The organism is Vibrio sp. 10N.222.52.B12 (assembly GCF_002875385.1).
Lineage (GTDB): Bacteria > Pseudomonadota > Gammaproteobacteria > Enterobacterales > Vibrionaceae > Vibrio > Vibrio jasicida.
In genome coordinates this window covers 55,496-78,443 of record NZ_MDAW01000105.1, presented here as the reverse complement: position 1 = coordinate 78,443, position 22,948 = coordinate 55,496, and the positions used below count along the sequence as shown (strand labels likewise).

General features: G+C 44.4%; 24 protein-coding genes and 2 pseudogenes. 12 read left to right on the top strand and 14 right to left on the bottom strand.

The features are described 5' to 3' along the window. Positions 1-135: 135 nt before the first annotated feature. Positions 136-283: pseudogene (locus BCT11_RS28350) on the bottom strand (transposase); the annotation flags it as partial. A gap of 611 nt (positions 284-894) precedes the next feature. Here BCT11_RS28350 and BCT11_RS08180 point away from each other — a divergent pair. Beyond that, the gene (locus BCT11_RS08180; RefSeq protein ID WP_038882392.1) at positions 895-1,104 is read left to right on the top strand and encodes a hypothetical protein; all 210 of its coding nucleotides are present in this window, start codon (positions 895-897) and stop codon (positions 1,102-1,104) included. A gap of 225 nt (positions 1,105-1,329) precedes the next feature. On the opposite strand, the gene BCT11_RS28115 is transcribed toward BCT11_RS08180, so the two are convergent. From BCT11_RS28115 to BCT11_RS08165, 3 genes are all read right to left on the bottom strand, one after another. Then, complete coding sequence (locus BCT11_RS28115) at positions 1,330-1,494, bottom strand: hypothetical protein (RefSeq protein WP_164492023.1); 165 nt, start codon at positions 1,492-1,494, stop codon at positions 1,330-1,332. 251 nt (positions 1,495-1,745) lie between these two features. Further along, on the bottom strand, positions 1,746-1,946 hold the full coding sequence (locus BCT11_RS08170) for a hypothetical protein (protein WP_038882393.1): 201 nt from the start codon (positions 1,944-1,946) through the stop codon (positions 1,746-1,748). Between the two features lie 119 nt (positions 1,947-2,065). Then, entirely contained in the window at positions 2,066-2,278 is a 213-nt protein-coding gene (locus BCT11_RS08165) for a cold-shock protein (protein ID WP_038865127.1), read from the bottom strand. A gap of 486 nt (positions 2,279-2,764) precedes the next feature. On the opposite strand from BCT11_RS08165, the gene BCT11_RS08160 reads away from it, so the two are divergent. The 3 genes and pseudogenes from BCT11_RS08160 (at position 2,765) to BCT11_RS08150 (ending at position 4,895) form a co-directional block, all read left to right on the top strand. Then, the gene (locus tag BCT11_RS08160) at positions 2,765-3,163 is read left to right on the top strand and encodes an HAD-IA family hydrolase (RefSeq protein ID WP_080869711.1); all 399 of its coding nucleotides are present in this window, start codon (positions 2,765-2,767) and stop codon (positions 3,161-3,163) included. Between the two features lie 87 nt (positions 3,164-3,250). Further along, positions 3,251-3,433: pseudogene (locus tag BCT11_RS28345) on the top strand (haloacid dehalogenase); the annotation flags it as partial. Positions 3,434-3,689: 256 nt separating this feature from the next. Further along, entirely contained in the window at positions 3,690-4,895 is a 1,206-nt protein-coding gene (locus tag BCT11_RS08150) for a DUF3103 domain-containing protein (protein WP_102387895.1), read from the top strand. Positions 4,896-5,435: 540 nt separating this feature from the next. Here BCT11_RS08150 and BCT11_RS08145 read toward each other — a convergent pair. Continuing rightward, entirely contained in the window at positions 5,436-5,915 is a 480-nt protein-coding gene (locus BCT11_RS08145; protein WP_038882396.1) for a DUF1456 family protein, read from the bottom strand. Between the two features lie 366 nt (positions 5,916-6,281). Further along, entirely contained in the window at positions 6,282-7,001 is a 720-nt protein-coding gene (locus BCT11_RS08140; RefSeq protein ID WP_102387894.1) for a beta-ketoacyl-ACP reductase, read from the bottom strand. Between the two features lie 438 nt (positions 7,002-7,439). Here BCT11_RS08140 and BCT11_RS08135 point away from each other — a divergent pair, with 438 nt between their 5' ends. Further along, the gene (locus BCT11_RS08135) at positions 7,440-8,924 is read left to right on the top strand and encodes a DUF1800 family protein (RefSeq protein WP_102387893.1); all 1,485 of its coding nucleotides are present in this window, start codon (positions 7,440-7,442) and stop codon (positions 8,922-8,924) included. A gap of 5 nt (positions 8,925-8,929) precedes the next feature. Beyond that, on the top strand, positions 8,930-10,276 hold the full coding sequence (locus BCT11_RS08130) for a DUF1501 domain-containing protein (RefSeq protein ID WP_102387892.1): 1,347 nt from the start codon (positions 8,930-8,932) through the stop codon (positions 10,274-10,276). 157 nt (positions 10,277-10,433) lie between these two features. On the opposite strand, the gene BCT11_RS08125 is transcribed toward BCT11_RS08130, so the two are convergent. From BCT11_RS08125 to BCT11_RS08115, 3 genes are read right to left on the bottom strand one after another with little or no spacing between them, the layout of a single operon-like run. Further along, positions 10,434-11,228 (bottom strand): metal ABC transporter permease, encoded by a 795-nt coding sequence (locus BCT11_RS08125; RefSeq protein ID WP_102387891.1) that lies wholly within the window; start codon positions 11,226-11,228, stop codon positions 10,434-10,436. A 3-nt stretch (positions 11,229-11,231) separates the two neighbouring features. Further along, positions 11,232-12,158: a zinc ABC transporter substrate-binding protein gene (locus BCT11_RS08120; protein WP_045407953.1), complete on the bottom strand. Its 927-nt coding sequence runs from the start codon at positions 12,156-12,158 to the stop codon at positions 11,232-11,234. After that, entirely contained in the window at positions 12,148-13,296 is a 1,149-nt protein-coding gene (locus tag BCT11_RS08115; RefSeq protein WP_102387889.1) for a hypothetical protein, read from the bottom strand. Before BCT11_RS08115 ends, BCT11_RS08120 begins: the two co-directional genes overlap by 11 nt. A 579-nt stretch (positions 13,297-13,875) precedes the next feature. Here BCT11_RS08115 and BCT11_RS08110 point away from each other — a divergent pair. Continuing rightward, on the top strand, positions 13,876-14,529 hold the full coding sequence (locus tag BCT11_RS08110) for a cupin domain-containing protein (protein WP_063344511.1): 654 nt from the start codon (positions 13,876-13,878) through the stop codon (positions 14,527-14,529). 76 nt (positions 14,530-14,605) lie between these two features. Here the strand turns inward: BCT11_RS08110 and BCT11_RS08105 are convergent, their stop codons facing one another. Then, positions 14,606-14,845, bottom strand: a complete 240-nt coding sequence (locus BCT11_RS08105; protein ID WP_038865100.1) for a YdcH family protein — start codon at positions 14,843-14,845, stop codon at positions 14,606-14,608. A gap of 231 nt (positions 14,846-15,076) precedes the next feature. Between BCT11_RS08105 and BCT11_RS08100 the strand changes: the two genes are divergently transcribed. Then, complete coding sequence (locus BCT11_RS08100; RefSeq protein ID WP_045407959.1) at positions 15,077-15,880, top strand: SDR family NAD(P)-dependent oxidoreductase; 804 nt, start codon at positions 15,077-15,079, stop codon at positions 15,878-15,880. A 311-nt stretch (positions 15,881-16,191) separates the two neighbouring features. After that, a complete protein-coding gene (locus BCT11_RS08095) occupies positions 16,192-17,064 on the top strand; it encodes a radical SAM protein (protein ID WP_038882409.1) in 873 nt (290 codons plus the stop codon). Between the two features lie 63 nt (positions 17,065-17,127). Here the strand turns inward: BCT11_RS08095 and BCT11_RS08090 are convergent, their stop codons facing one another. Then, complete coding sequence (locus tag BCT11_RS08090) at positions 17,128-18,042, bottom strand: LysR family transcriptional regulator (RefSeq protein ID WP_042602152.1); 915 nt, start codon at positions 18,040-18,042, stop codon at positions 17,128-17,130. A gap of 105 nt (positions 18,043-18,147) precedes the next feature. Beyond that, positions 18,148-19,017 (bottom strand): helix-turn-helix domain-containing protein, encoded by an 870-nt coding sequence (locus BCT11_RS08085; protein ID WP_038882412.1) that lies wholly within the window; start codon positions 19,015-19,017, stop codon positions 18,148-18,150. A 130-nt stretch (positions 19,018-19,147) separates the two neighbouring features. Here BCT11_RS08085 and BCT11_RS08080 point away from each other — a divergent pair, with 130 nt between their 5' ends. The 3 genes from BCT11_RS08080 to BCT11_RS08075 all read left to right on the top strand — a co-directional run bounded on the left by BCT11_RS08080 (position 19,148) and on the right by BCT11_RS08075 (position 21,758). Continuing rightward, entirely contained in the window at positions 19,148-20,296 is a 1,149-nt protein-coding gene (locus BCT11_RS08080) for a PLP-dependent aminotransferase family protein (RefSeq protein ID WP_102387888.1), read from the top strand. A gap of 181 nt (positions 20,297-20,477) precedes the next feature. Beyond that, on the top strand, positions 20,478-20,696 hold the full coding sequence (locus tag BCT11_RS28025) for a hypothetical protein (RefSeq protein ID WP_039974807.1): 219 nt from the start codon (positions 20,478-20,480) through the stop codon (positions 20,694-20,696). 33 nt (positions 20,697-20,729) lie between these two features. Beyond that, positions 20,730-21,758, top strand: coding sequence for a hypothetical protein (locus BCT11_RS08075; RefSeq protein ID WP_042602148.1), 1,029 nt, complete (start codon positions 20,730-20,732; stop codon positions 21,756-21,758). Positions 21,759-21,869: 111 nt separating this feature from the next. Here the strand turns inward: BCT11_RS08075 and BCT11_RS08070 are convergent, their stop codons facing one another. Continuing rightward, entirely contained in the window at positions 21,870-22,196 is a 327-nt protein-coding gene (locus BCT11_RS08070; RefSeq protein WP_038865090.1) for a DUF4156 domain-containing protein, read from the bottom strand. 79 nt (positions 22,197-22,275) lie between these two features. Next, complete coding sequence (locus tag BCT11_RS08065) at positions 22,276-22,731, bottom strand: hypothetical protein (protein WP_038865089.1); 456 nt, start codon at positions 22,729-22,731, stop codon at positions 22,276-22,278. Between the last annotated feature and the right edge of the window lie 217 nt (positions 22,732-22,948).

The window sequence follows — 22,948 nt, the reverse complement described above, 5'->3', positions numbered from 1 at the left end:
ATTTTATTCAACAGAACCAATAGAATATCAGTACTATGCTCCTCAGTAGTTATCCGTTGGAAGTGGTAATATAAATCTAAAAGACAGTAGGGTCATCAATGAAGATATAGCGTCGATAAACCCTTGAAGCACTCATAAAGGGAGAGAGAATATTGCTTTAATCATCAAAACTGTTTTAGTAGTGGTATCAAGCCTCGACACGTTTGCCGTTGTAGTTCTTGCATTGCCATGCTTCAGCGGCTGAGCCGTCACCCCAAAACGTAACTTTACCTCGTTTGCACAACGCTTTATCATATTGACGTCAGTTAGTTATCTTTTATGACTGCCTATAACATCCCCATACCTCTACGACGTAGGGTCAGGTCGCAAGGTTGATGAAAGGTTCAACTGATTTAATCAACAACGCCACTTAAAGACTATCTAATATTAGTAGTTCATTACACTAATGTTACATTTTTTCATATTGGATTTTCTAATGCCTTTCAATGACGTTCAAAGCACACTTTGGGGCACTTCTGAGCTAGAAACTGCGACAAGTTAAAATTCAACTTTAACCCACACAAGGTTGCCCATAAAAGGCAGTGCCCTTCAAATCGTTGGCCTTTGAGAATAGCAACCACGACATATCAGGGGTACACATCATATTATGGAAAGTGGGACGTTAAGTTGCTTAACCAATGGGGGCGATGAAAATAGTCATAGTGCGCAGGTTTGTGGATAAGGCTGAGGTAATGGCCATTGTGCGATGTGCCTTTTCCGTCCATACTCCTTGATAATCAGTTGCTTGCCTAGTCAGTTTTTGGCAAGAAACCAAGTAAGTTCGAACGTTTAAGAGTGAAACAATGCTATATTGAAAGCGTCACATCATCACATCTCCATAAAAGGAATAATACTATGCCGACCTATCAGGTCACTTACTTCAACGCGAAACACGCCGTAATGGATAGCGAAGCTATCTTCATGAAAAGTCTAACGAACGCCAAGCGCTCAGCTGAGCATCATGCGCCAGAGGGCGCAATGCGAATTGAGATTAAAGATTTAATGGATCAGATGCTAAGTCGAATGACGCTTGATGATGGCTGGGTAGATAGCAGTGAAGACTGATGTTTGCTAGCAATCATGATTCGTTTGGAACGTCATGAATAAATACACAGGTTTGATTCGTTTTTCGTAGTAGCCTTTGACACAGTTTAACTTGTTTGTCTGACAAAGCTTGCTCACGATTAAGTTGATCTCGTAAACCTGTAAGCATGTCTCGGTCCAAGTTACTCAGCTTTTCGGAGTGTAAGAGGAGTGTCGTATTGATAAGTTCAGAGAGGTTTCTTGAGCTCATAGTCCCCACTCCTTATCCCATTCTTTTTGTTCCTCAATCTCTTCTATGCGTTTGCGAACACCCATTGTTTTCAACTCTTCCGGTATCCGCTTAACCCCTTTCCCTTTCGGATTAATACTAAATTGCTTCTGCTTTTGTGTCGGTTTAGGTAGCTTGCTCATATATCATCCTATTTTTGGTGGGTTACTGAATTTCGCACCGCGTTCATATTGGCTATGAAAACAACAATGATACTACACAAGTCAGAACATAAGTGGGCAACAGTAATTCAATGATTTTTCTAAATGAGATCAACACAGATTGAACCAACGATTGCAGAAAACTGAGGCTCAGGCTTTTAAAAATGTAGTGATTCTAAGCAAAATAATTTTAGTTAATTTTATTCAGGTTAGAATAAAGCCATTTCAATTCATTATTTTTTATTGATGTATCGTTCAGCGTTTGCAAAAAGTTTATCACATGCTTTTTTCTGTGCTAAATATTCTGATGAACCTTCAGTCATAGACTCGAGAATTTCTTTCGCTTCTTGGTATTCTTTTACCATCGCAGCGAACCGTTCTTCGAAGTTGTTTTTCTGTGTTTTCTTGCTTGATTTTCTTACTGGTTTTCTCATGTTACTTCTTACCTTATCGATCCCAATATTTATTTTTATTCGTATTTCGAACCTTCGGGATCTTTATTAAACGTAAAGTAAAAAAGTCTCCTCGACAGAAGAGACTTTTTAGAAATGTCTTACACTAACGTAACGTTACCCGCTTGAGGGCCTTTGTTACCTTGCTCAACAACAAAAGAAACCTTTTGGCCTTCAGATAATGTTTTGAAGCCTTCACTAACAATTGATTTGAAGTGAACAAACAGGTCAGAACCGCCGTTATCAGGAGTGATAAATCCAAAACCTTTAGATTCGTTAAACCATTTTACTGAGCCAGTTGTTTTATTTGACATAATATATCTCGATACATTGATTAAGTTAAAAAGAAAGCTACTAAATAAGGAATAAAGAATAAGGTATCGCAGGATAGATATGACGAACTTAATCGAAAAAACTGAGAAGATCTTGAACTAAATATATTATCAATAACTCACCGTTTGAGCTGCCGACACTATACACCAAGTAAAAATAATAGATATGCATTTCTTCATTAAATTTTATTCCCTATAAATTCAATAACTTGAAAGGTAAAAATTAATCTCTTGCTCTAAATGTGCGAGAATCATTCGCACAATCGTAACAACGCTAATATTCGATATCGGAAAAGTGAATGTTTCTAGCTTCTGATGAAGAAATCGCATACCCACAACCCAATATTGTTGTCCCACAAAAATGTATGGTCCGCCCCGTTATTGCAACTACAATTAAGTAATAACGGAGTTGGTTTGCGCTAATGTATTCGGAGTCCACGTTGGGAACATTAACTTCCCAGCTCCACGATGATATCCGCGCCAGATTGTGTGGTTGCGAGCGATGAAATTGCAGCAGGCTCTCGCCCAGGCCCATGGATGGCACTGAAGAACGTTATTGATTTGGGCGTAACACGCGTCAGCAATTGCGTGAAGGTTGATGATGCCGTCGCTGGTATTCACGAAGGACTAAACTCAGGCATGTGGACGATTGGTCTATCTGTATCAGGTAACGAATTCGGGGCGACGCCAGAAGAGTTCCAAGCAATGACAGCAACAGAAATCGAACAACGAAAACAAGCCGCAGAAAAAGTGCTTTACGCCGCTGGTGCGCACTACGTTATTGAGACCATTGCAGAATTGCCACAAGTGATAAATCAAATAGAGGCGAGAATGAAAAACGGCGAGTATCCAACTTATATCAATTGATTCACTAGCCCTTCAAAAAAGCCAACAGCTATGACTGTTGGCTTTTAAGCTGTGTGTACCATCCCCTGCCCGTTCTTCCATCTTGAATTAGCGTTCAAACAATCCTCCTCTGGCGTATTATCAGCGAAAAGAGCTGGATGCTTTACGGTCGCACTACTCACTAGCCATAGAGAAGATGAACGAAAAGATGCAGACCTTATCGTGCAAGGCTTTGAGCACCGAATAGTGATCAAAAACCACAATGGTTCTTATTGTCTAGCGGCTTCATAAAACGATTCCGATAACTGATACACAGACAGATTCAGCAGTTAATAACGCCACAAATTCCTTATTTACCAATTTATAAACTATGAAATATCAAGCTAGCACTCGATAAATTTTATAAAATTTAATCAAATTGAGATCTTGTGCTGCACACTGAAACAAAAAGTCCAAGCGAAGTTTTTCACGCATTCACGAAATTGATAGGTTGATCCTTGTAGGGTAAATACTCTATTAGTGATAAAAATTAAAATAAGGACTTTTTATGAGACCATCATTCTCGATCAGTATGGCGCTTGCTACCACGGTGGTTGGCTTCCATTCCTATGCAGACAGCATCAACACAACTACCTCGTCATTAACCTCAACCAACGTTGCTGAGCAAAAACAATCGTTAGCATTGCAGATCAGTGCCAGCTACGCCGATCTTGAGTCTTCTTTGAAAGCTCAGATCACCGAAAAAAGTTTATCGATGCCGATAGACAAGCTGAATTCAGCTCAGCCCTACTCGACCTTCTCTAGCGAGATGCAAAAAGCCGATCTTAGCTATCGCAAGATGAAAGGTATCAATAACTTCAGTGATTCCGTTCTTGAAATCCGCATGGCTGATGAAACCATGATTGACGCTTGGAAAGATGGTAAGAGCCCGCTGTTCGCATTCGAACCATCTGGTGACGATGCCGATTGGCAATACATTGAAGCGTATGACGTGTACGGGCAAGTTCATGAGTTAGACGTCTACCAAATGCCGGATGTCCCTGTCTTCGTGATTGACAGTGATGGCGCCAAAGAGCTCAAAGCTGGCCTGATGGCAATGCAAGCAGAGCTGAACCAACTTGGCATGGCTACTCAAATCAATGCCGACGGAAAAAACAGTGTCGACAACCCTCAAAAACAACCTCTAATCGGCAAGGCTCGTCACTCTATATCCGAATCAGAACCGGAAGAACTGAACACCACTCAGCTTACAAAGATTCGTTTAGCAGTGGATAGAGAACCTTGGATCTCAGGTAAAGCCGAAATCTATGCGATCGTAACGGGCGTTGATGCCAGCCGTTTAGAACCGCAGATTGACCTGGTCGAAATGCCTTATCTGGATTACGACAAGCAAACCTATTACCCAAATCAAACCATCATTTTTTGGCCCCGTTACCGCTGGGGCGCAGCAGACATTATTCTGATGGAGCACGATGACGGCACCAACTATAAAGAGCTTGCAAAACTGCTGGTCAAAGCCGCAGAAGAAGTACTGAAGATGATCCCTGATCCAGAGGTACAGGGTTATGTGATCATCCCGCAGATCACCAGCAAAATCATTGAGTTGATTCCAAACAATATCTTGGTAAACGATGATGACTTTGTAGACGTGTATTACACGCTACTGCAGAAAACCCCTTATGTTGACCGCCCTGGTGCAGGTGGCAACGCGGTGGCATCTTTCACCCCAGTCACCATATTGCCTACTGAGTAACTTTAGGTTCATTACTTTGGCCAGTAGGACTCGCTGTTCTGTATTGAACTGCGGCCGACCTAGATAGGTAGAACGAAAGAAACAGGCCCTTTCTAGAAATAGGAAGGGCTTTTTATCATCGATTTACGTGTTTGGTGATCACAACAGGTATAAATTCAGTCTGTGAAGGTTTTGGACAATTCCGTGTTACTAATGGCGTCAGTCGTGACCCTGCTCGCATAACCAAAAGTATGGAAAAACTCTATATACGTGGCCAGTTTGGGTGAATCACTACAAGATGTCTAGAATAGCTTGACCAGAATAGAGGCCCCTCACTGGCTTAAGGTTTTAGCTTGGTGGGGTCTTAGGGGGCGGTGTGTGTCTTGATTCTAAAAGCCGACCAGATTTCAACGTGGTTTGATAGGTATCTACTGAAGAAAGACAAGGAGTAGACGTGATTGTGAAGCTCTAATATCGGTCTTTAACATGATAAAAGCGAGTAACCAAATGAAATGGTTCTCGCTTTTTTAATCAATTACCACGTTCGATTCGAGATAAAAATTACCCAGTAAACTCTTCAGAATCGGGACGATTGGTAAACTGCACGCCATTTAAGAAGTCGCACAGCAGTTGGTCTTCACACTGTTTGTAGTTTTTGTTGTTTGGCTTGCGGAAATACGCACCAATTTCGTATTTACTTAAACTAATACCAACCACTTCTAATACGTCCAACACATCTTCTGCTTTCATGTCTAGCGCAATGCGCAGCTTCATGAGAATCATGTTGTTGGTCAACGCTACTTCTGGCTTAAGTTGCTCGCCGTCTTTTTTGCCTCGCTTGAGGTTAATAAAGCCATTTAAGAATACCGCTAACTCTTGATCCTTCATCTTAACGCTAGATTTGTCGCTTTCATCTTTTAACCAGTTTGCCACTTTATCGTGAGCCACAGTAACTTCGGCCTGCCCGAAAGCTTTCATTATCTGTGCGTTTTTAAGGTTTAACGCGTGTTGGATACGACGTAAAATTTCGTTGTTAGTCACTAGGGATTCCTAAAATGAGTTCTAAGGGTGAATAAAAATCCATCAATTACATGCGATCTGTGGGTGTCTTTATTCAATAGCGTAGTTGACGGTGACTCTAACAGAGAACACGTTTCTTCGGTAGGTTAAAAAATGGAGATAAGACGGCCTATTCGAATTAGTTGGCGAAGTTGGTAAGACCCCACTTTCATAGCCACTATGCTGATTAGAAGGAGTAGTTCAAACCATCTCACTGTGATTTGTGAGGTTGAACGTTACTAACAAGGAATGGGCAACTGTTAGCCAGTAACTCAATTGACTCCCCCCAACAAAAACGCCCTTCACATAAGTAAAGGGCGTTTGTTATTTGAGACTGAGTGTTGAAGGTTAAAGCACTAACCCACCATCAATCTTGAGTACTTGGCCTGTGATGTAGGCGCTCTTGTCGGAGGTTAAGAAGGAGACGCCATTGGCGATGTCTTGCACTGAGCCCATTCGACCTAACGGGGTTTTGCCCTCCATCATTTGAATCACTTTTTCTGGCAGGTTCTTGGTCATATCGGTGGCGATAAAGCCCGGTGCAACACAATTGACGCGGATCTGCGCGCCCTTTCTTGATAGCTCTTTCGCCCAGCCTTTGCTCATAGAAATAACGCCGCCTTTACTTGCGCCGTAGTTGCTCTGGCCGATATTGCCATCCGTACCCACAATAGAAGAGATGCTGACAATACTGCCTGCGCCCTGCTCTAACATGACAGGAGCAACGCGTTGAGTGAGTAAGAACACCGCTTTTAGGTTTACGTCGATGACGCTGTCCCAATCTTGCTCTTGCATGTCTGGCAACAAGGCATCTCGCGTGATACCGGCATTGTTAACCAGCGCATCGATTCTTCCATGCTGCTTTACGATACTGTCTACCACTTCGCTAACAGCTGCTGCATCGCACAAGTTGACTTGATAATTGCTTAGCTGCGCCGACTGGCTCCATTCCACAGGCGATATGTCTAGCCCGACAACGTGGAATCCATCTTCCAGTAATTGCTCACAAATCGCTTGGCCAATACCACGAGCCGCACCAGTAACAACTGCTACTTTTTCCGCTTTCATCTTGGTCTTCCTTAAATGTTGAGATTACAAATTCGCTTTTTCCCTAGCGTTTTTTATTTTTATGCCTAGCCGCGTTACAGCTGCGCTTCTCATACGCAGGGTCTTTCATATTTACTTCAAACTATAGGAACAGTCTGGGAGCCGGATGTGAACTAATCAAGACAACTTGATGATGGTTTGCAAAATAACGGGTTTCCGTCACCGTTCTGTCGATATGGCGGTGTAACAAGTGCGCTGTTTGTTGAATAACTCGCCTTTCATTTAGAGCTCATGAAACTAATTCTTAGATTATGCAGCAAAGTCACAATAAACCTGTGGGTATTACATTCTTGTTATCAAAATTCTCGATTACGATTTAAAGATACGGCGTGCTTTTAAATATGGACGTAGCAAAGGACGCCTTACCTGAGAAAGATAATAAAACCTACGGGAGATAAAATGAATCAGGCTTACATAGATGCAGCAAGAACGCTGCAACAGTGCACGTTCGGGCCATCCCAACGTGACATTAATGATCTTGCTCAATCGGGAAGCATTGAAAACTGGGTCGCTCAACAAACACTTATTACACCGTCTTCTTGGCTGAAGCATTTTGAGCAAGATGAGCTCAACGTACCGGACTTAGGGCAAGGCTTGTATTACGCCAGCAGCTGGACACGCATGACAGTCGAAGGCGATGATATCTTGCGTCAGCGTATTGCTTATACCCTGTCTCAACTGTTCGTAGTTAGTGTGAAAGATCCGGCATTTAAAGCGGCTTCTAAGCGTCGCTACATGTGTAATTACTTCGACGGATTGCTCGATAATGCCTTCGGAAACTTCCGCGATGTGATTCGCTTTGTGTCGAAATCGCCAATCATGGGTGAGTACCTGACTTTTGTGAATAACGTTTCTAACGAGCTCACTGCCCCAGATGAAAACTACGCACGTGAACTGTTGCAACTGTTCACGCTTGGCCCAGTTAAACTGCGTAACAACGGTGAAGTACGTTTGGATGCCGAAGGTAACGAAGTGCCATCTTATACACAAGAGGACATCGAAGAACTGGCGCGTGTCTTTACCGGTTGGAAGTTCATCGATATTCGCGGTGACGATAAGTACAGCCAGCCAATGTTACCGCGCGGCGAGCATGATATGGGTGAAAAACGCATATTAGGTAAGAAGTTTGCCGCAGGCCTGTCCGCAGAAGAAGAACTAGAAGCGGTGATTGAGCTCTTGATGAGCCAAAACACGCTCTATACATTTGTCACGAAATTCTTCATCAATAAGCTTGTGACCAGCAATCCAAGAGCAGGTTATATTCGCCGTGTGCGCCGTGCGTTCAAACGTTCTGATGGCGACATGCAAGCCTTAATAATCGCGATTCTGACGGATAAAGACGCGCTTCGCTCTGGCAGCACGGTGGGTAAATTGCGTGACCCGCTTTCTGTGTTTACCCATGCGATGCGCGCGCTACAAGTGAAGCGACGTGACGGCGTATTGATATGGCCAAAACAGTTCAATTGGTATAACCGAACGTTGCCACTGTCGGCACCTTCTGTGTTTTATTATTACCAACCTGATGATGCGCCAAACCACCCTGATTTTAATGGTCTAGTGGCACCAGAATTCAATGTGTACCAATGGCATGACATCTACCAATATGGGATTCAGTTCCGTGAGCTTGTCGCTCGTCTCGAGGAAGAGGCCAAAGATTGGTACATGGATGAAGTGCTGTTCACCCGATACCTTGCTTTTGATGACGAAGGCGTAGTGGATTACCTCAACGAGTATTTGTTTGCTTATCAAATGAGTGAGCAAGCTCGTCAATGCTATCTCGATTACCTCGCCCAGTGCCCAAGTCGCCAATCTAAATGGCGCAAAGAGATTAAGAATCTCGTTATGAACGCATTGCTTTCACCAGAATTCATCACACAGGGGTAATCATCATGAACTTAACACGACGTCGTTTTTTACAAGCAGGTTCCGCTGGTGTTGGGGTTTCTGCACTTAACCTTGCTGCTTTTCCTGCCTTTGCAGACTCTTTCAATCAGTGCAAAAACGGTTATCGCGCCGTAGTGGGTATCGACCTTGCGGGCGGTAACGATGGCTACAATATGCTGATCCCTACTGCCGCACCGGCGAACAGCCAATATCGAGCATTGCGTGGCAACTTGGCTTTGGATGAGACGAGCTGTATTCATTTAGATGCGGTCAATGATGACGCCAAGCTAGCATTAAACCCTGCCATGGCTGCGCTCAAGACTTATTGGGATAATGCTAGCCTTGTACCTGTTGTGAACCTAGGCCCACTGACACAACGCATAAACAATGTGATTTATGGAGAGAGTACTCGCCCTGCTCATTTGTTCAGCCACTCTCATCAATCCACTATGGTTCAGTCTCATGCGACCAAGTCTCTGTCGAAAGAGGGCTTTGGTGCTAAGACTTCCACCGAGCTCGGCACTATGCTGCGCAGTCTAAATGAGCTGTCACCAATGTTTGATATTGGCGGCACGCAAGTGTGGACCAACTGTATCGAGGCGCAATCTAACTCGGTCGGCTCTCAACCGCCGAGCGATATTTTTAATGACCAACGTTCGCGAGATCTGTTTGATCAACTGCAAAACACGGGCAGTTACGGCAACGTTTTTCAGTCTCACTATGCTGGTGTTGCAGTGGACTCGACCAGAATGTATCAGGAGTTCAGCGCCATTTTGAATGCCGAAATTACTGAGGTATTCCCAGAAACACGCATCGGTAATCAACTAAAAGCGGTATTTAAACTGCTGCTGCATAAAGATCAGTTTCAGCATCCTGCACAGTACTTTAGTTGTAAGTTAGGCGGGTTCGATACTCACTCTGCTCAAATTAGCCGCCAAACGGGTTTGCTGCAAGAGTTGGCAGAAGCGATGGCCGCGTTCCAATTAGCTTTGGAAAACAATGGCTTGTTTGATCAGGTAACGACGTTCACTCATTCAGAATTTGGCCGTACTTTGATTCCAAACGGTACGGATGGTACGGACCACGGCTGGGCAAGCCACGCATTGGTGATGGGCGGCGGTGTAGCAGGAAAAGCGATCGTGGGTGAATATCCAGACTTATCGGAGACAAGCCCTTACTTGCTTTCGCGTGGGCGTGTGATTCCAACTATCTCTTCCGATCAGCTTCATGCGAGCTTAATGGCGTGGTTAGGGCTGTCTGAAACGGGAATTAATCAATTATTCCCTGCGCTGGATAACACTTTGACAGATTCAATCCAACCTCAGACTCTACCTCTGTTCAAATCTTGCTAATATAGTAGGAGATAAGTAACTAAGTAATCAGTTAATAACTAGCAAGGTTACTAATAAGAAAAAGCAGTGCTAAACAAAAGGCTCCGTTCACGCGGAGCCTTTTTATCATTAAGCCAAAGTACTAGGTCAACGTTCGAGCAGGTTCCTCAGCCTGTTTTCATGCTGTTTCTTCATGAACGGATTGCGCTTTTTGCAGCCAAGGCTGAAGCAAAAGATTGAACAACATGCCTGCAATGAACAAGGTGATCACGATACTCGCCCCACTTGGTAAGTCATAATACGCTGACGCCGCGATGCCCGACAATATCCCCACGATGCCAATACTGATGCTCGCAACGAAGAATCTTGTTCCTTTCAGTGCTGCCGCACACAAGGCCGGAATCACCAACAAGGCAAATTCTAAATAGATGCCCGTTAACTTGACCGTAATCGGCATTAATATCGCGAAGATGAGATAGAAGCCACTGCCCTGCATGAATTCTGGCTTGAGCCACACCAATAACAACATCGCTGCGGTGATTAATGCCAAAGGCCAAACATCATCCCATGTTGACCAAAGTAACTGACCATTGAGGATACCTTGAATAAAGTCTGCGCCATGCGGATCTTTACTCACCAGTAATATCGCTAGAGAGGCGGATACCACAAACAAGCTGCCAATCATCGGTTCTAGATGTTGCTGATATTGTTTTTCCATTAAGGCGATCAGACCGCAAAGCAGTAACGACATCATCCAAGGGCCAACCATCTCACCAAAGAAAGAACCAGAAAAGAGATCGTATTGGTTCAACCAATAGTGACTCAGTGCAGCCCCCAAGACGGCAACTTGTGCCACCGCCAAATCGATGAAGATAATCTGACGCTTTAGCACTTGCTGTCCGAGTACCACGTTACCAACCAGAGCGATCAAGCCACACAGCACCGCGGGTAATAGCCATGCATAATCTGCCATGATTTAGATCTTCACCGGAACAGGTTGCACGAGCACATCCAACAAATCATCGATAACTTGGTCATACATTTCATCCAAGCTTTCGCCATCAGAAACCGTTAAAGGCAGCTGAATCAGCGGCTTATTAGTTTGTTTCTGTAGCCAGTTTGCTGGACGCTGGTCTTGATGCGACGAGTAGACAATCGCTTCAAAAGAATCGGAGTCCAACTTAGTTAAGGATTGAAGGTGCGAAGTGGTAGGAGAAATACCTGGTTTCGGTTCTAGGTCAGCAATTTGCTCCATGCCAAGCCAATCGTACAAGTAGCGATAGGTTGCGTGATACCCCACAACTTGCTTGCCTTTCAATGGTGCAGCTTTCTCATTCCACTCATTGAGCTTTTTACGCCAATGGGCACGGAACTTCATGCCGTTAAATTGATAGGTTTGCGCGTTGTCTGGATCAAGCACTTGTAACCGTTTCGTCACCGCATGTGACAAGGGAATAATGTCATTAGCCGCAAACTGCACATGTGGGTTTCCGTGCGCATGAATGTCCCCCATGCTGCGGTCGACATGATCATGAGTGTCTAACATGCGCACGAAATCGGTCGCGTAGATCATGCTTTGTGAACCGTTTTGTACCGCACCATTGCTACTGCGAACTTGCAGCATAGGTAACCACCCTACTTCTAACTCCGCGCCAGAACACATGGCCATGTCGGCTTGGCGCATCTTTGCAATCAAAGAAGGGCGAGCTTGTACGTAATGAGGATCTTGCTTGGCAGTGGTCGCAGAATAGATGGTCGCGTCTGGGGCGTGACTTTCGAGAAGAGCTTTCCATTCTGGCTCACAAACAAAGATGTTAAGAGCCAAAGCAGGTGAAGAGATGATGGCAGCCCCCGCCGCCATCATCGCTAAACTGCATTTATTTAATGTCAGCTTAGAACGCATGTGCACCGTGCGCTCCAAATGTCATCACGTATTGCAGAGTGAATACGTTGTCTGTCTCGCTGTCTTGGTTATCAATGCGAGTGTATTGCGCACGGATAGTTCCGAAGTGAGAAGAATCCCATGCGATCATCGCATCCATTTCTTTATCGTTCAGTGCTGTGAAGTGCATGTGGTCGCCGTGCGCATGGCCATCGTAGCTTTCTGCTTCACCGTAACGAAGTCCCGCTGACCAGCTTGGGTTAAAGCGGTAAACACCCGATACGTAGTATGCGCTTAGGTTGTCTGGCGATTCAGCATCGTTCTTGTATTTGCTGTCTACCACTCCGTCTAGCAACATGTATTCCGCAGATAGCGTGAAGTTGCTGTACTTGTAGTTACCATCTGGCGCCCACTTCCATACAAAGTCTGCACCGTATAAGTTTTCACCCGTTACCGCAGCTGCGTGGCTGTGGTCATGATCGTGCTCGCCTGCATGGCCGTGATCATGATCATGATCTTCGAACTCTGTTACCTTACCGTTTTCGTTACGTAGGTAGCTCAGGCCAAACTGCCAGCTTGAAGACTCTGAGAAATCGCTGCCAAGCTTAAGTGTTGTGGTGTAAACGCCAACTTCAGAACCATCTTCAACAGAAGACATCTTGCTGCCGCTTAATGCTTCTACACCTAACTTCACATATAGGTCAGTTGGAAGAACAATGTTTGCACGCACACCGTCATCGTAGTAATGCGAGCCAAGGAAAGTACGGTAAGCAATTGGACGCTCAACAAAGCTGTCTGTGTGCATGTGTTGGTTGTTCAGGTAACCAAAGTCAGATAGGAAGCGACCTGCACGTACATTTAAGCCGTATGGTAGTGCTAGTGTCTCAATAAACGCCTCTTCAAGCATCAGCTCGGTTTCATCACCGTGGCTTTCTAGAACCGCCGTTAGTGCACCGTGGAATTTATCATCAATGTTTGCAGACATGTTCAGCTCAGTATGACCCAGGCCAAAACCTTCTTCACGCTCTGAGTTATGACGCTGGCCATCTTGATAGTAACCGTCTAGTACCACGCCAATCTGAGGGTTCGAAAGCGTATCGGCGAAAACTGGGGAAACAAACAAACTACCAACCGCTAAAGAGACCAATTTTTTATTCACAACGTTTTTCCTTATTTTGTTATGTTATAACACCACCAAATATTTCGCGGATGTTATAACATAACAAGAATTAAAAAAAGCAAAGCATGTAACAATTTGTAAAATCATTTTGTGTAAACATTATCAATAATAATCATAAGGTTAATGATTATTGACCATCACACATCCAGTTTGCTCATCACATCTCTCCGCCTTACCTCATGTTTGTTCAGCGAGCTAAAACGATAAAAATCAGAGCCGCCAAACAGACAAGACACGTGTAGTTTGACACTGTGTATACCCAAGTAACCTCAAAGTGCTAGGTTCAGCGAGAATGACTTGGTTTGAAGGCGAGGCAACAATTTGAAGATCTAGTGGCTCTAAATAAAAAATTGTTAACGAAGCATACAAGCCAAGGCAACTCGCCCTTTGGGAGCGTGTCACTGACGCAATTTCATCGTCAAACAACTTGGAAAGAGCTTGCTATTACGCTGCGTTGTTTTCCTTGAACTTGAATCAGTGACAACGCTCTGAATCCTGCATCTTGAAGTCACTTGGGTATATATTTATTCCAAACATGACTGACACCGGTAACAAGCAATGTTAAACATGGATTTTTCACAACGGCTGGTGATTAACACCGCACAACAAGATTGGATTGCCAGCCCAGCATTAGGCGTTTGGCGAAAGCCACTAGAACGAGAAGCCAAAGAATCAGGGCACACCACCAGCGTGGTGCGTTATGAGCCAAATTCACAGTTTTCGCCCCACCCTCACCCATATGGAGAAGAGATACTGGTGCTCGAAGGGGTGTTTTCTGACGAACATGGCGATTACCCAGCGGGAACTTACCTACGAAACCCTCCGGGAAGCCAACATGCCCCATTCAGCAAAGATGGTTGCGTGATCTTAGTGAAACTTAATCAATTTGATCCTAACGATCTAGAAACGGTACGCATCAATACCAACCAAACCGAGTGGTTACCGGGTATTGGTGGATTGGAGGTAATGCCATTGCACAACTTCGAACACGAGCATGTTGCATTGGTCAAATGGCTTAAAGGTGAAAAGTTTCAACCTCATCGCCATTTTGGAGGGGAAGAGATCTTTGTTCTGTCTGGTGAGTTTAATGATGAATTAGGTCACTACCCCCAGCATACGTGGTTACGCAACCCACACATGAGCGAGCATTTTCCTTTTGTTGATCAAGAGACGATCATCTGGGTAAAGACAGGGCACTTACCTGTCGAGTAGCGTGTAGAACCAGTATAAAAACGGCATAAAAAACGGCTCGAAATTCGAGCCGCCATCCATGGAGTCACAGTCTTAATTATGCGCTCATAATTTTTGTGTAAAGCCAGTCTTTTAGCTCCGCACGATTATGTTTAAGTGTGTTCATTTCATGGTCGTCGAGTGGGTTTCCTCGCAATTCTAGTTCGCGGATTTCTTTATCGAGAGAGTTGTAGCTTTTAGCGTTTTCAGCAAACGAGGCGTCACTTGCTGTCAGCTGATTGATGGTATCCAAATGTTCTGGGAATTCATGAGTTAATGAGTGATTTTCGCCTAACATAAAGACCTCTTGGGCTGAGTGTATTTTAGTTAATCAAGCTGCTCAAATCTTAAGCAACGCTTGAAATAACCATAGCATTTCGTGGGCGGTTAATTCGTCGTATCGCCCACAAAAAGATAACAAATTGATTTTCAATTTTGCGTATAAAGTGTTTCCCTCTTTACCTCGATAGTTTAATCACTCTGTTCACTCTATGATTGTTGCATAACGACTTCATGAGGAATCTCAATTATGCAAAAAATCATCCTGATTACTGGCGCTACAGACGGCATTGGTTTAGAAACAGCAAAGATGTTAGTGGCAGATGGTCACCACGTGATTGTTCATGGCCGCAACGAGGCTAAACTACAAAACGTAGAGCAAGGCTTAATTGAGATGAATGCTGGCAAAGTGGAAAGCATCGTTGCTGATCTGTCTTCAGTCAAAGCCGTTAAACAGATGGTTGCAGAAGTGGCAGAGCGCTTTGGCAAACTGGATGTGATCATCAATAACGCAGGCGTATTCGCGACACCTAACTCAAGAACTCAAGAAGGTCTTGATGTACGCTTTGCCGTTAACACCATTGCGCCGTACATGCTGACAAAAGAGTTGCTCCCACTACTTGGTAACACGGGTCGTGTCGTAAACTTATCTTCTGCAGCACAAGCGCCAGTGAGCATCGAAGCCTTGATGGGCGAAAAACCACTGTCAGACGGTGAAGCTTATGCTCAAAGTAAATTGGCACTGACAATGTGGTCACGCGTTATGGGATTGCAGTTGAAAAATGTCGGCCCGATGGTGGTTTCCATCAATCCAAAATCATTCCTTGGCAGCAAAATGGTGAAAGACGCTTACGGTATCGCGGGTAATGACATCAGTTTGGGCGCAGACATTCTAATTCGTGCCGCACTATCGGATGAATTTGCTCAAGCGCACGGTTCGTACTTCGACAACGACATTGAAGCTTTTGCCGCTCCTCATCGTGATGCGTTGAATGACATCAAATCACAACAAGTAGTAGACGCGATTGAAGCAATGATTGCTAAACTCGCTTAATTCAACACAGTTGTTTCCTGTTAAACACCTAGCTTCGGCTGGGTGTTGTCATTTTTACGTACTGGTTTCTGTTTACTGATTTCTGGCGTTTCTGTTTCTCACGTTTTGATCTCGCGCTTATAAAACTGCCATCATTGTTCATTTTCAATAAAATCTAAAAACTCATTTGATATAAAGGCCAATTATCAACAAAGCCTTCTCTTGTTAATCTTCAGCCATCGGGAAAAACGCCAGACTCAAACGCGTTCGTTCCCATTATCTTTCGCGAGTGATGACATCGAATCATCCCGCTTTTAACTGGAGATCCAACTATGAACTATGAGGGCAAAGTTTACCGACCATGGCCGGAATACCGCAGCATCTTAATCCAAACCACATTGGGTTGTAGCATCAACACCTGCACGTTTTGCAGCATGTTTGATGACAAACGCTTTAAGGTACGCCCTATTGAAGACGTGTTTAAAGACATTGAAGAAGCGCGTCTTATCTACCCACATGTAGAGTCGATCTTTTTGATTGATGGTAACGTTATGGCGGCACGTACGGATTACTTGCTTAAGATCTTCGACAAACTGCGTTCAACCTTTCCTGAATGCAAAAAGATTTCTCTTTATAGTGGATTGAACGATTTCCGCCGTAAAACCATTGCTGAATTGAAAGAGCTGAAAGATGCGGGTTTAGATATGGCCTATTCTGGCCTTGAATCTGGCGATCGCGTTGTTCTTGAGCGCATTAAAAAACGCATGTCACCAGAGCAAGCGATCGAAGGCATGGCAATGGCAAAAGAAGCTGGCATTGAAGTGTTGCTGTCTTTCATCTTTGGCCTAGGTGGACGCGAACGTTCAAAAGAACACATTATTGCGACAACAGACATCTTGAACCAAATCAATCCTGAGCAAATTGCGCCTATGGCACTTGCGATTCAACCAGGAACGGTGATGGAACAAGAAGTGAAGAATGGTGAGTTCATTATGCCAACTCAACTTCAAGTGCTTGAGGAAGAGAAATACCTACTCGAAAACTTGAACATTGATACCTTCTACTGGGGCGACCATGGTAACAACATCGTTCCACAGAAAGGTTGGTTGTTGGATTCACGCGAGGATTTTCTGAGAAACATCAATCACGCGATTGCATCTAACCCAATGGCAAAAGACAACGTCATCCAGACTTTCTCTTGGTAGTCGTTCTCTTTCCCGCTAGATAAACACAATAAAAAACGCTTTCCGATTGGAAAGCGTTTTTGTTTATTTCTGATGGGTAGCCAGTTCGGTTTCCCAGTAAGGTGGCTGCCCGTAATGCTCGGCAAAGTAATCAATAAAGGCACGAACCTTAGGTGCGATCAAACGTGAGCTAGGGTAAACAGCCCAAATGCTGGCGTTCATCACCAATGGGTAGTCTTCCAAGATTTCAACCAACTCACCGGCTTGAAGCTGTTTGTAGACACTCCAAATCGAGTTGATCGACACACCAAGTCCATCGATACAAGCATCACGCATCGCATCGCCGTTATCGGTTCTAAAGCTGCCCGAAGCGCGCATCGCATAATGACCATCTGGGGTTTCAAACACCCAATTGTCTAGCCCCATTAGCGTCACGCATTCGTGCTCAGCAAGTTCTTGCGGTGTTTTCGGCGTACCGTGCTTTTCTAAATACTCTGGTGAAGCAACAATGATACGGCGATCCGGTGCTAATTTGCGTGCCACCAGCGTTGAGTCTTTCAACTCTGCAAGACGAATCGCGACATCGAACCCGCCTTCAACCATATCAATGATGGAATCGGAGAAACGAAAATCCACCGTAAGCTCGGGGTAAGCCGCCATAAAGCCTTTGAGTGCAGGCACAAGATGCAAACGCCCAAACGACGCTGGAGCCGTTACTCGGAGCGTACCGGTTGGTGCACTATGACCTACTCCGACCGCACCTCGCGCCGCTTCTACCGTTGCAAGCACTTCTTCTGCGTGTGGCAAAAATGCCTGACCTTCTTCCGTTAATGAGACCTTACGTGTGGTTCGGTGCACAAGGCGAACGCCTAGCCCTTCTTCCAACTTATTGATGTGGGCGCTGGCAACGGCTGGCGATAATCCAAGCTCTTGTCCTGCCATGCTGATGTTGTGCGTTGATGCCAAACGAACGAAAAGCTTGAGATGTTCTATATTCATTTCATTTTCAACTTATTCTATAAAGTCCGACGTCAATGCCGGGCATTTTCATCTAACACAATAGTAAAGCATTGAACGTGAAGCAAAGCTTTTTAAAAGAAATTGTTAGAAGAAACTGATAGGCAAGTAGAAATCTAATTCAAACGCTTCTTCATGATTTAAAAAGTGGTTTTGATGATAATGCACATACGCAGGAGTCGAGCGTTGCTTGAACCCCGAGTTTGGTAACCATTTCTCCAACACCATGCTGATTTGAGGCAGCAGCTCACCATACACACCAGTCAACCTGAACACCGCATGTAAGCCACCCGGAATGGTCATCTGGTTCACCACTCCGCGATACTTAAGCGGTTTATCAATGGCCATGCACGCCACGTAACGACATTTGTCCAACTCAACCCAAGCCGGGTTGGAATGATGCAAACCATATTGCGTAGAGAAGTCTCGGTTCTCAGAGTTGGCCCACGCTTTTAACACCAGCCAAGCATTGCGAATCGAACGGTTATACCCCTCGTGACGAACATAAGCCGCAAACCGCTGTGGCACTTCGACAACTTTAGGATCTGGTAAAGCACGCTTGGCGACGCGATGATAACCCGCCGCCACTTCTGGATCTTTGAGATACGGCTTTTCCGCGACATGCAAATCATGCTTACGCCAAGCACCGGGCGACATATCAAATGTGGATTTAAAGGCACGGCTGAATGACGATACCGAACTGAAACCGCACTTATTGGCAATCTCTAATACCGACGATTTGGTATCGAACATCAACTGGTTTGCAGCGTATTCCATTCGCGTACGACGAATGTATTGATGAATCGACTCCCCCACCACCTCTTTAAAAATACGGTGGAAATGCTGCTCAGAATACGCTGCTACATCAGCCAACTCTTTAGCGGATAATTCTCTGCTAATGTCTTGGTGAATGTAGAACAGTACGTCATTGATTCTGGAAACCTGTTGCTGACTCATAATTTAGCGTTTGATTGAAATAGCATAAATGGACATGTTTAACAGCATAAATGGACACACTTAAGTTAGCAAATCCCATGTACTATCTTCTGAATAAAACCAAAATTAAAAAATACGAGAAACACAACACATGGAAATCGCACAGTCACTACAACAAGTAAAGTCATCGTACATTCGAGAGATCCTCGCTGCCGCTAGCGATAAAAACGTCATCTCGCTTGCTGGCGGTTTGCCAGACGAGAAGACCTTCCCAATCGATTTAATGAAACCAACACTGGAAAATCTCGCAAACATGCCTGAGGTTTTCCAATACGGTTCGACGGCCGGTTACACACCTCTGCTTAATTTCTTGACGGATTACTTCCAGTTGCCAGACACGCACAGCGCAATGGTAACGACTGGCTCTCAGCAAGGTTTGGATTTGATTGCGCGTGCTTATGTGAACCCGGGTGACAAAGTCGTAATGGAAGCCCCAAGCTACCTTGGTGCGATGCAGGTGTTTGGCTTGGTTCAAGCAAACATCGTGACTGTTTCTCAAACAGAGTTCGGTCCAAACCTTGAAGAGCTAGAACAGTGCTTCGCTGAGCAAAAGCCGAAGATGTTCTATGCGGTGCCAGATTTCCATAACCCAACAGGCGTATGCTGGGCACTAGAAACACGTCAAAAAGTTGCAGAGCTTTGTATTCAATACAATGTGGCATTTATCGAAGATGCACCGTACCGCGAGCTGCGTTTCTCTGGTGAAGCTTTGCCTTTGGTTTCTGATTTCTGTCCACAGAACTCTATCGTACTACGTTCATTCTCTAAGATTGCATCGCCAGGCCTTCGTATTGGTGTGGTTACGGGTAAAACTAGCTACCTAGAACCGCTGATTAAAATCAAACAAGGTGCCGATTTGCACTCAAGCGTACCGATGCAAGCCCTACTGCACGGCTTGCTTCAACATGACAACTTTGCCACCCACATCACCACCATCTGTGAATTGTACAAGTCTCGCTACGATGTGATGTATGCAGAGCTAGAAAAACAGCTTCCAGCAAGTTGCGTCCTTAAGCCTGTTGATGGTGGTATGTTCGTATGGGTAGAGATCCCAGAATGCGATACGTTTGAACTGGCCAAATCATTGTTGGCTAACGGCGTTGCCGTTGTACCAAGTCCTGTATTCTACCCAGAGGGCTCAGCAGTAAAAGCAGCGCTGCGCTTAAACTTTACAAACGCTACACCAGAAGAATTGACAGTTGCCGTGACCCGTTTGGCGGACGTATTAAACGCACTGTAGTCAAAATTACGCCTTGATTTCCAAACACCTGCCTTTGAGATGCGAATTAAGTCTCAAAGGCAGCGTTTCAAAAAGTTCCAAAAAAAATTTATTTTTTTCTCTCAAAATCAACTCTCTACGTTAAGTGTCTGTTTTCTCTTGATCCTCGCACCATCGCAAAAAATAGATCTCGATCACGGATTTGAAGCTTGGAAAAGTTACGTCTATCTTTCAGAAAAAAGACATCGACCTTGTAGCATCATCGACGAATTCAAACACTTTTGATCGTGACGGCTTATCGCGATTTAGAGTTGGGCAGAAAAAGCCAACTAAACAGTCTTGTGAAGATGAACGTGGCGAGGACGCAACTACAACCATTCTGAATGTCGCTATCCCAACTAAGTTGGGCAACAAACGTTAGCTGAGCGCATCATATTCCAGAGGGGTTATCAGGATGAACAATCGACCATCGAAAGGACTCGTCATCACTGGCTTGTCCGCCATGCTATCACTCGTTGCTGCAACATCTGCAAATGCAAGCAACTCACCGAACTGTAGCGACGTTCTCGCCGGTAATAAGACCGCTGCATCGCAAAAAATGACGGTGTTACTTGGGGAAGATATTACTCAAGCTAACCTTGTAACTACCGTCGTTCCAGAGAAAAACAATCCATTCGTGACCGAAGCATTAGTCTCTGTGGCTAACGACGTATCACCAAACGGCCCATTACCTAAGCAGTCGCTGGCAGAAATCAAACAAGTGCGTGCCAACATAGAGAAGGCCGGCGTTGAAGTAAGCAAGTTACAAGGTACATATGAAGTCGCATTCGTGAGCTTAATTGATGGTCACTGTCAGTTCTCGACCAATAACATGACCACTCACGCGAAGATCGACTTCGATCACTTAGAGGGCTTGTCTGCTTACTCTATTCCTGCCCTACTGGCGATGGTGGATAAGTCATACGCGATGGCAGAAACACGTATTGCAGAGGAAGAAGCGCGTATCGCTGAAGTTGAACGAGAGAAACAAAGACAGAAAGAGCTGGCAACCGCTGCGGCAGCCGCTCGTTATCAAGATGCGAATGTCTTAGTCAAAGTCGAAAAATTTGACGGCTCGAATGTCACTTTCTCTGTGACCAACTTAGCAACAGAAGGCGATTTACAGCCAAGCTTTAACACCTTCAGAGCGTACCAAACCGATAAAGGCGAGTTGATTTACAAATCCGAATCACTGTTGAGTTTGGTGGATGGTGAAGGTAATGGCCTAGCAACCATTGGTATTGCTGAACTTGGTCCAGAGGGAAACAGCGACCTGACGATTTCTCCTGGAGAAACTCGGAAGTTCATTACCAGTGTAGAATCTGAAGTGGCGCCTCAAACTCAGCTAAGCTTGGAATTTCCTGCCAAAGTGCTCAATACCGATGACGCATTCAGTGTATCGTTTACCGATTCCGTTGCTATGGCGACCGCAAGCTTGAACTAAAATTCAAGAACGGCCTGTCCTGTCGTTCCTTGCAGCCCCCTTTAAAATTGGGGGGCATAAAGCAAAAAAGCAGACTGTCGACAGTCTGCTTTTCATTCGTTTGTTCCAAGCTTAGTTTTGGCATTGATACGCGTTAGCGAACATAGTGACCGAGCTTGAGAAACCCAGTGGTTGATACAAGTAAAGCGTGTCTGCACCCAATTCCACTGCTTTTATGCGCATTTGGTTTAATGTGCCCCAAACCATGTCTTTGTCTGCATGGAGCCAGTAATCGTAGAAGTGACCTTCTGAGCCCATTACTGTACCAAGGTGTTGGCAGTTTTCGATTGCATTTACATCATCCCAAATCACTTTTACTTGCTCTGATTCTTGTGTTGGGAACGTCACACAACCAGTTAATAACGTTGCTAATGCTGCACCAGTCATTAACTTTTTCATAATTTCATCGCCTTAGAATTAAATAGACTGCGGATTCTATTTATCGTTTAAGCAATGAACAACAAAAATTTTTTATGCTTTACACAAGCATTGATTTTCTTGATGCCTTTAATGCGCGAGCATCACGAATATTCAGCGTCATCAAGGTAAGATTGATGAAGCCAGCAAGCAACTCAATCCCCTGAATAATGTAGAACATGGTATCAAACTGACCCATTCCCGCTAAGTACTTTAAGTAAATTGCAGCAGGAACCAAAATCAGCAGACCATTCAAGGCAACAAAAGGCATGCGTTTTTTCTTCGCAGCTAAAGGCCCTTTTTTCACATTCGGTGCCATCTTAGCACCAGTAATTCCAGTGATTGCCATTAATGGTACGACTGCCCAAATCGCATAAGAAATATAGGTTTTTACTGCCAAAATGGTTTGGTGGTTACCAAACAACTCCACCAGTACGGTGCTAGTGAAAAAGCTCATGATCAATAGATAGGCACTGATAGAAGCAAGTCGATGAACTAAAGCGAGTTTCTTTTTCATAGCAGTATTCTCTTTTTTGATTTGATGTGTGTAGCGGTACAAAGCAAAGATTACACAACAATCGTTGCATACGCAACATTTGCATTAAAACAAATTATGAACCTGACTCGATATTTGCGCCTGAAGGTTTTAACTTAATGTTTTTAATGAACATTTACTTTCAAACAAAAACAGAGTTGTGATTGGATTTTGTGACGAAATTGGAGTAAAACTGAAG

Coding starts and splice junctions, on each gene's coding strand:
- BCT11_RS08180 (WP_038882392.1), top strand. CDS start 895: ATGCCGACCTATCAGGTCACTTACTTCAACGCGAAACACGCCGTAATG.
- BCT11_RS28115 (WP_164492023.1), bottom strand. CDS start 1,494: ATGAGCAAGCTACCTAAACCGACACAAAAGCAGAAGCAATTTAGTATT.
- BCT11_RS08170 (WP_038882393.1), bottom strand. CDS start 1,946: ATGAGAAAACCAGTAAGAAAATCAAGCAAGAAAACACAGAAAAACAAC.
- BCT11_RS08165 (WP_038865127.1), bottom strand. CDS start 2,278: ATGTCAAATAAAACAACTGGCTCAGTAAAATGGTTTAACGAATCTAAA.
- BCT11_RS08160 (WP_080869711.1), top strand. CDS start 2,765: ATGATATCCGCGCCAGATTGTGTGGTTGCGAGCGATGAAATTGCAGCA.
- BCT11_RS08150 (WP_102387895.1), top strand. CDS start 3,690: ATGAGACCATCATTCTCGATCAGTATGGCGCTTGCTACCACGGTGGTT.
- BCT11_RS08140 (WP_102387894.1), bottom strand. CDS start 7,001: ATGAAAGCGGAAAAAGTAGCAGTTGTTACTGGTGCGGCTCGTGGTATT.
- BCT11_RS08135 (WP_102387893.1), top strand. CDS start 7,440: ATGAATCAGGCTTACATAGATGCAGCAAGAACGCTGCAACAGTGCACG.
- BCT11_RS08130 (WP_102387892.1), top strand. CDS start 8,930: ATGAACTTAACACGACGTCGTTTTTTACAAGCAGGTTCCGCTGGTGTT.
- BCT11_RS08125 (WP_102387891.1), bottom strand. CDS start 11,228: ATGGCAGATTATGCATGGCTATTACCCGCGGTGCTGTGTGGCTTGATC.
- BCT11_RS08120 (WP_045407953.1), bottom strand. CDS start 12,158: ATGCGTTCTAAGCTGACATTAAATAAATGCAGTTTAGCGATGATGGCG.
- BCT11_RS08110 (WP_063344511.1), top strand. CDS start 13,876: ATGTTAAACATGGATTTTTCACAACGGCTGGTGATTAACACCGCACAA.
- BCT11_RS08105 (WP_038865100.1), bottom strand. CDS start 14,845: ATGTTAGGCGAAAATCACTCATTAACTCATGAATTCCCAGAACATTTG.
- BCT11_RS08100 (WP_045407959.1), top strand. CDS start 15,077: ATGCAAAAAATCATCCTGATTACTGGCGCTACAGACGGCATTGGTTTA.
- BCT11_RS08095 (WP_038882409.1), top strand. CDS start 16,192: ATGAACTATGAGGGCAAAGTTTACCGACCATGGCCGGAATACCGCAGC.
- BCT11_RS08090 (WP_042602152.1), bottom strand. CDS start 18,042: ATGAATATAGAACATCTCAAGCTTTTCGTTCGTTTGGCATCAACGCAC.
- BCT11_RS08085 (WP_038882412.1), bottom strand. CDS start 19,017: ATGAGTCAGCAACAGGTTTCCAGAATCAATGACGTACTGTTCTACATT.
- BCT11_RS08080 (WP_102387888.1), top strand. CDS start 19,148: ATGGAAATCGCACAGTCACTACAACAAGTAAAGTCATCGTACATTCGA.
- BCT11_RS08075 (WP_042602148.1), top strand. CDS start 20,730: ATGAACAATCGACCATCGAAAGGACTCGTCATCACTGGCTTGTCCGCC.
- BCT11_RS08070 (WP_038865090.1), bottom strand. CDS start 22,196: ATGAAAAAGTTAATGACTGGTGCAGCATTAGCAACGTTATTAACTGGT.
- BCT11_RS08065 (WP_038865089.1), bottom strand. CDS start 22,731: ATGAAAAAGAAACTCGCTTTAGTTCATCGACTTGCTTCTATCAGTGCC.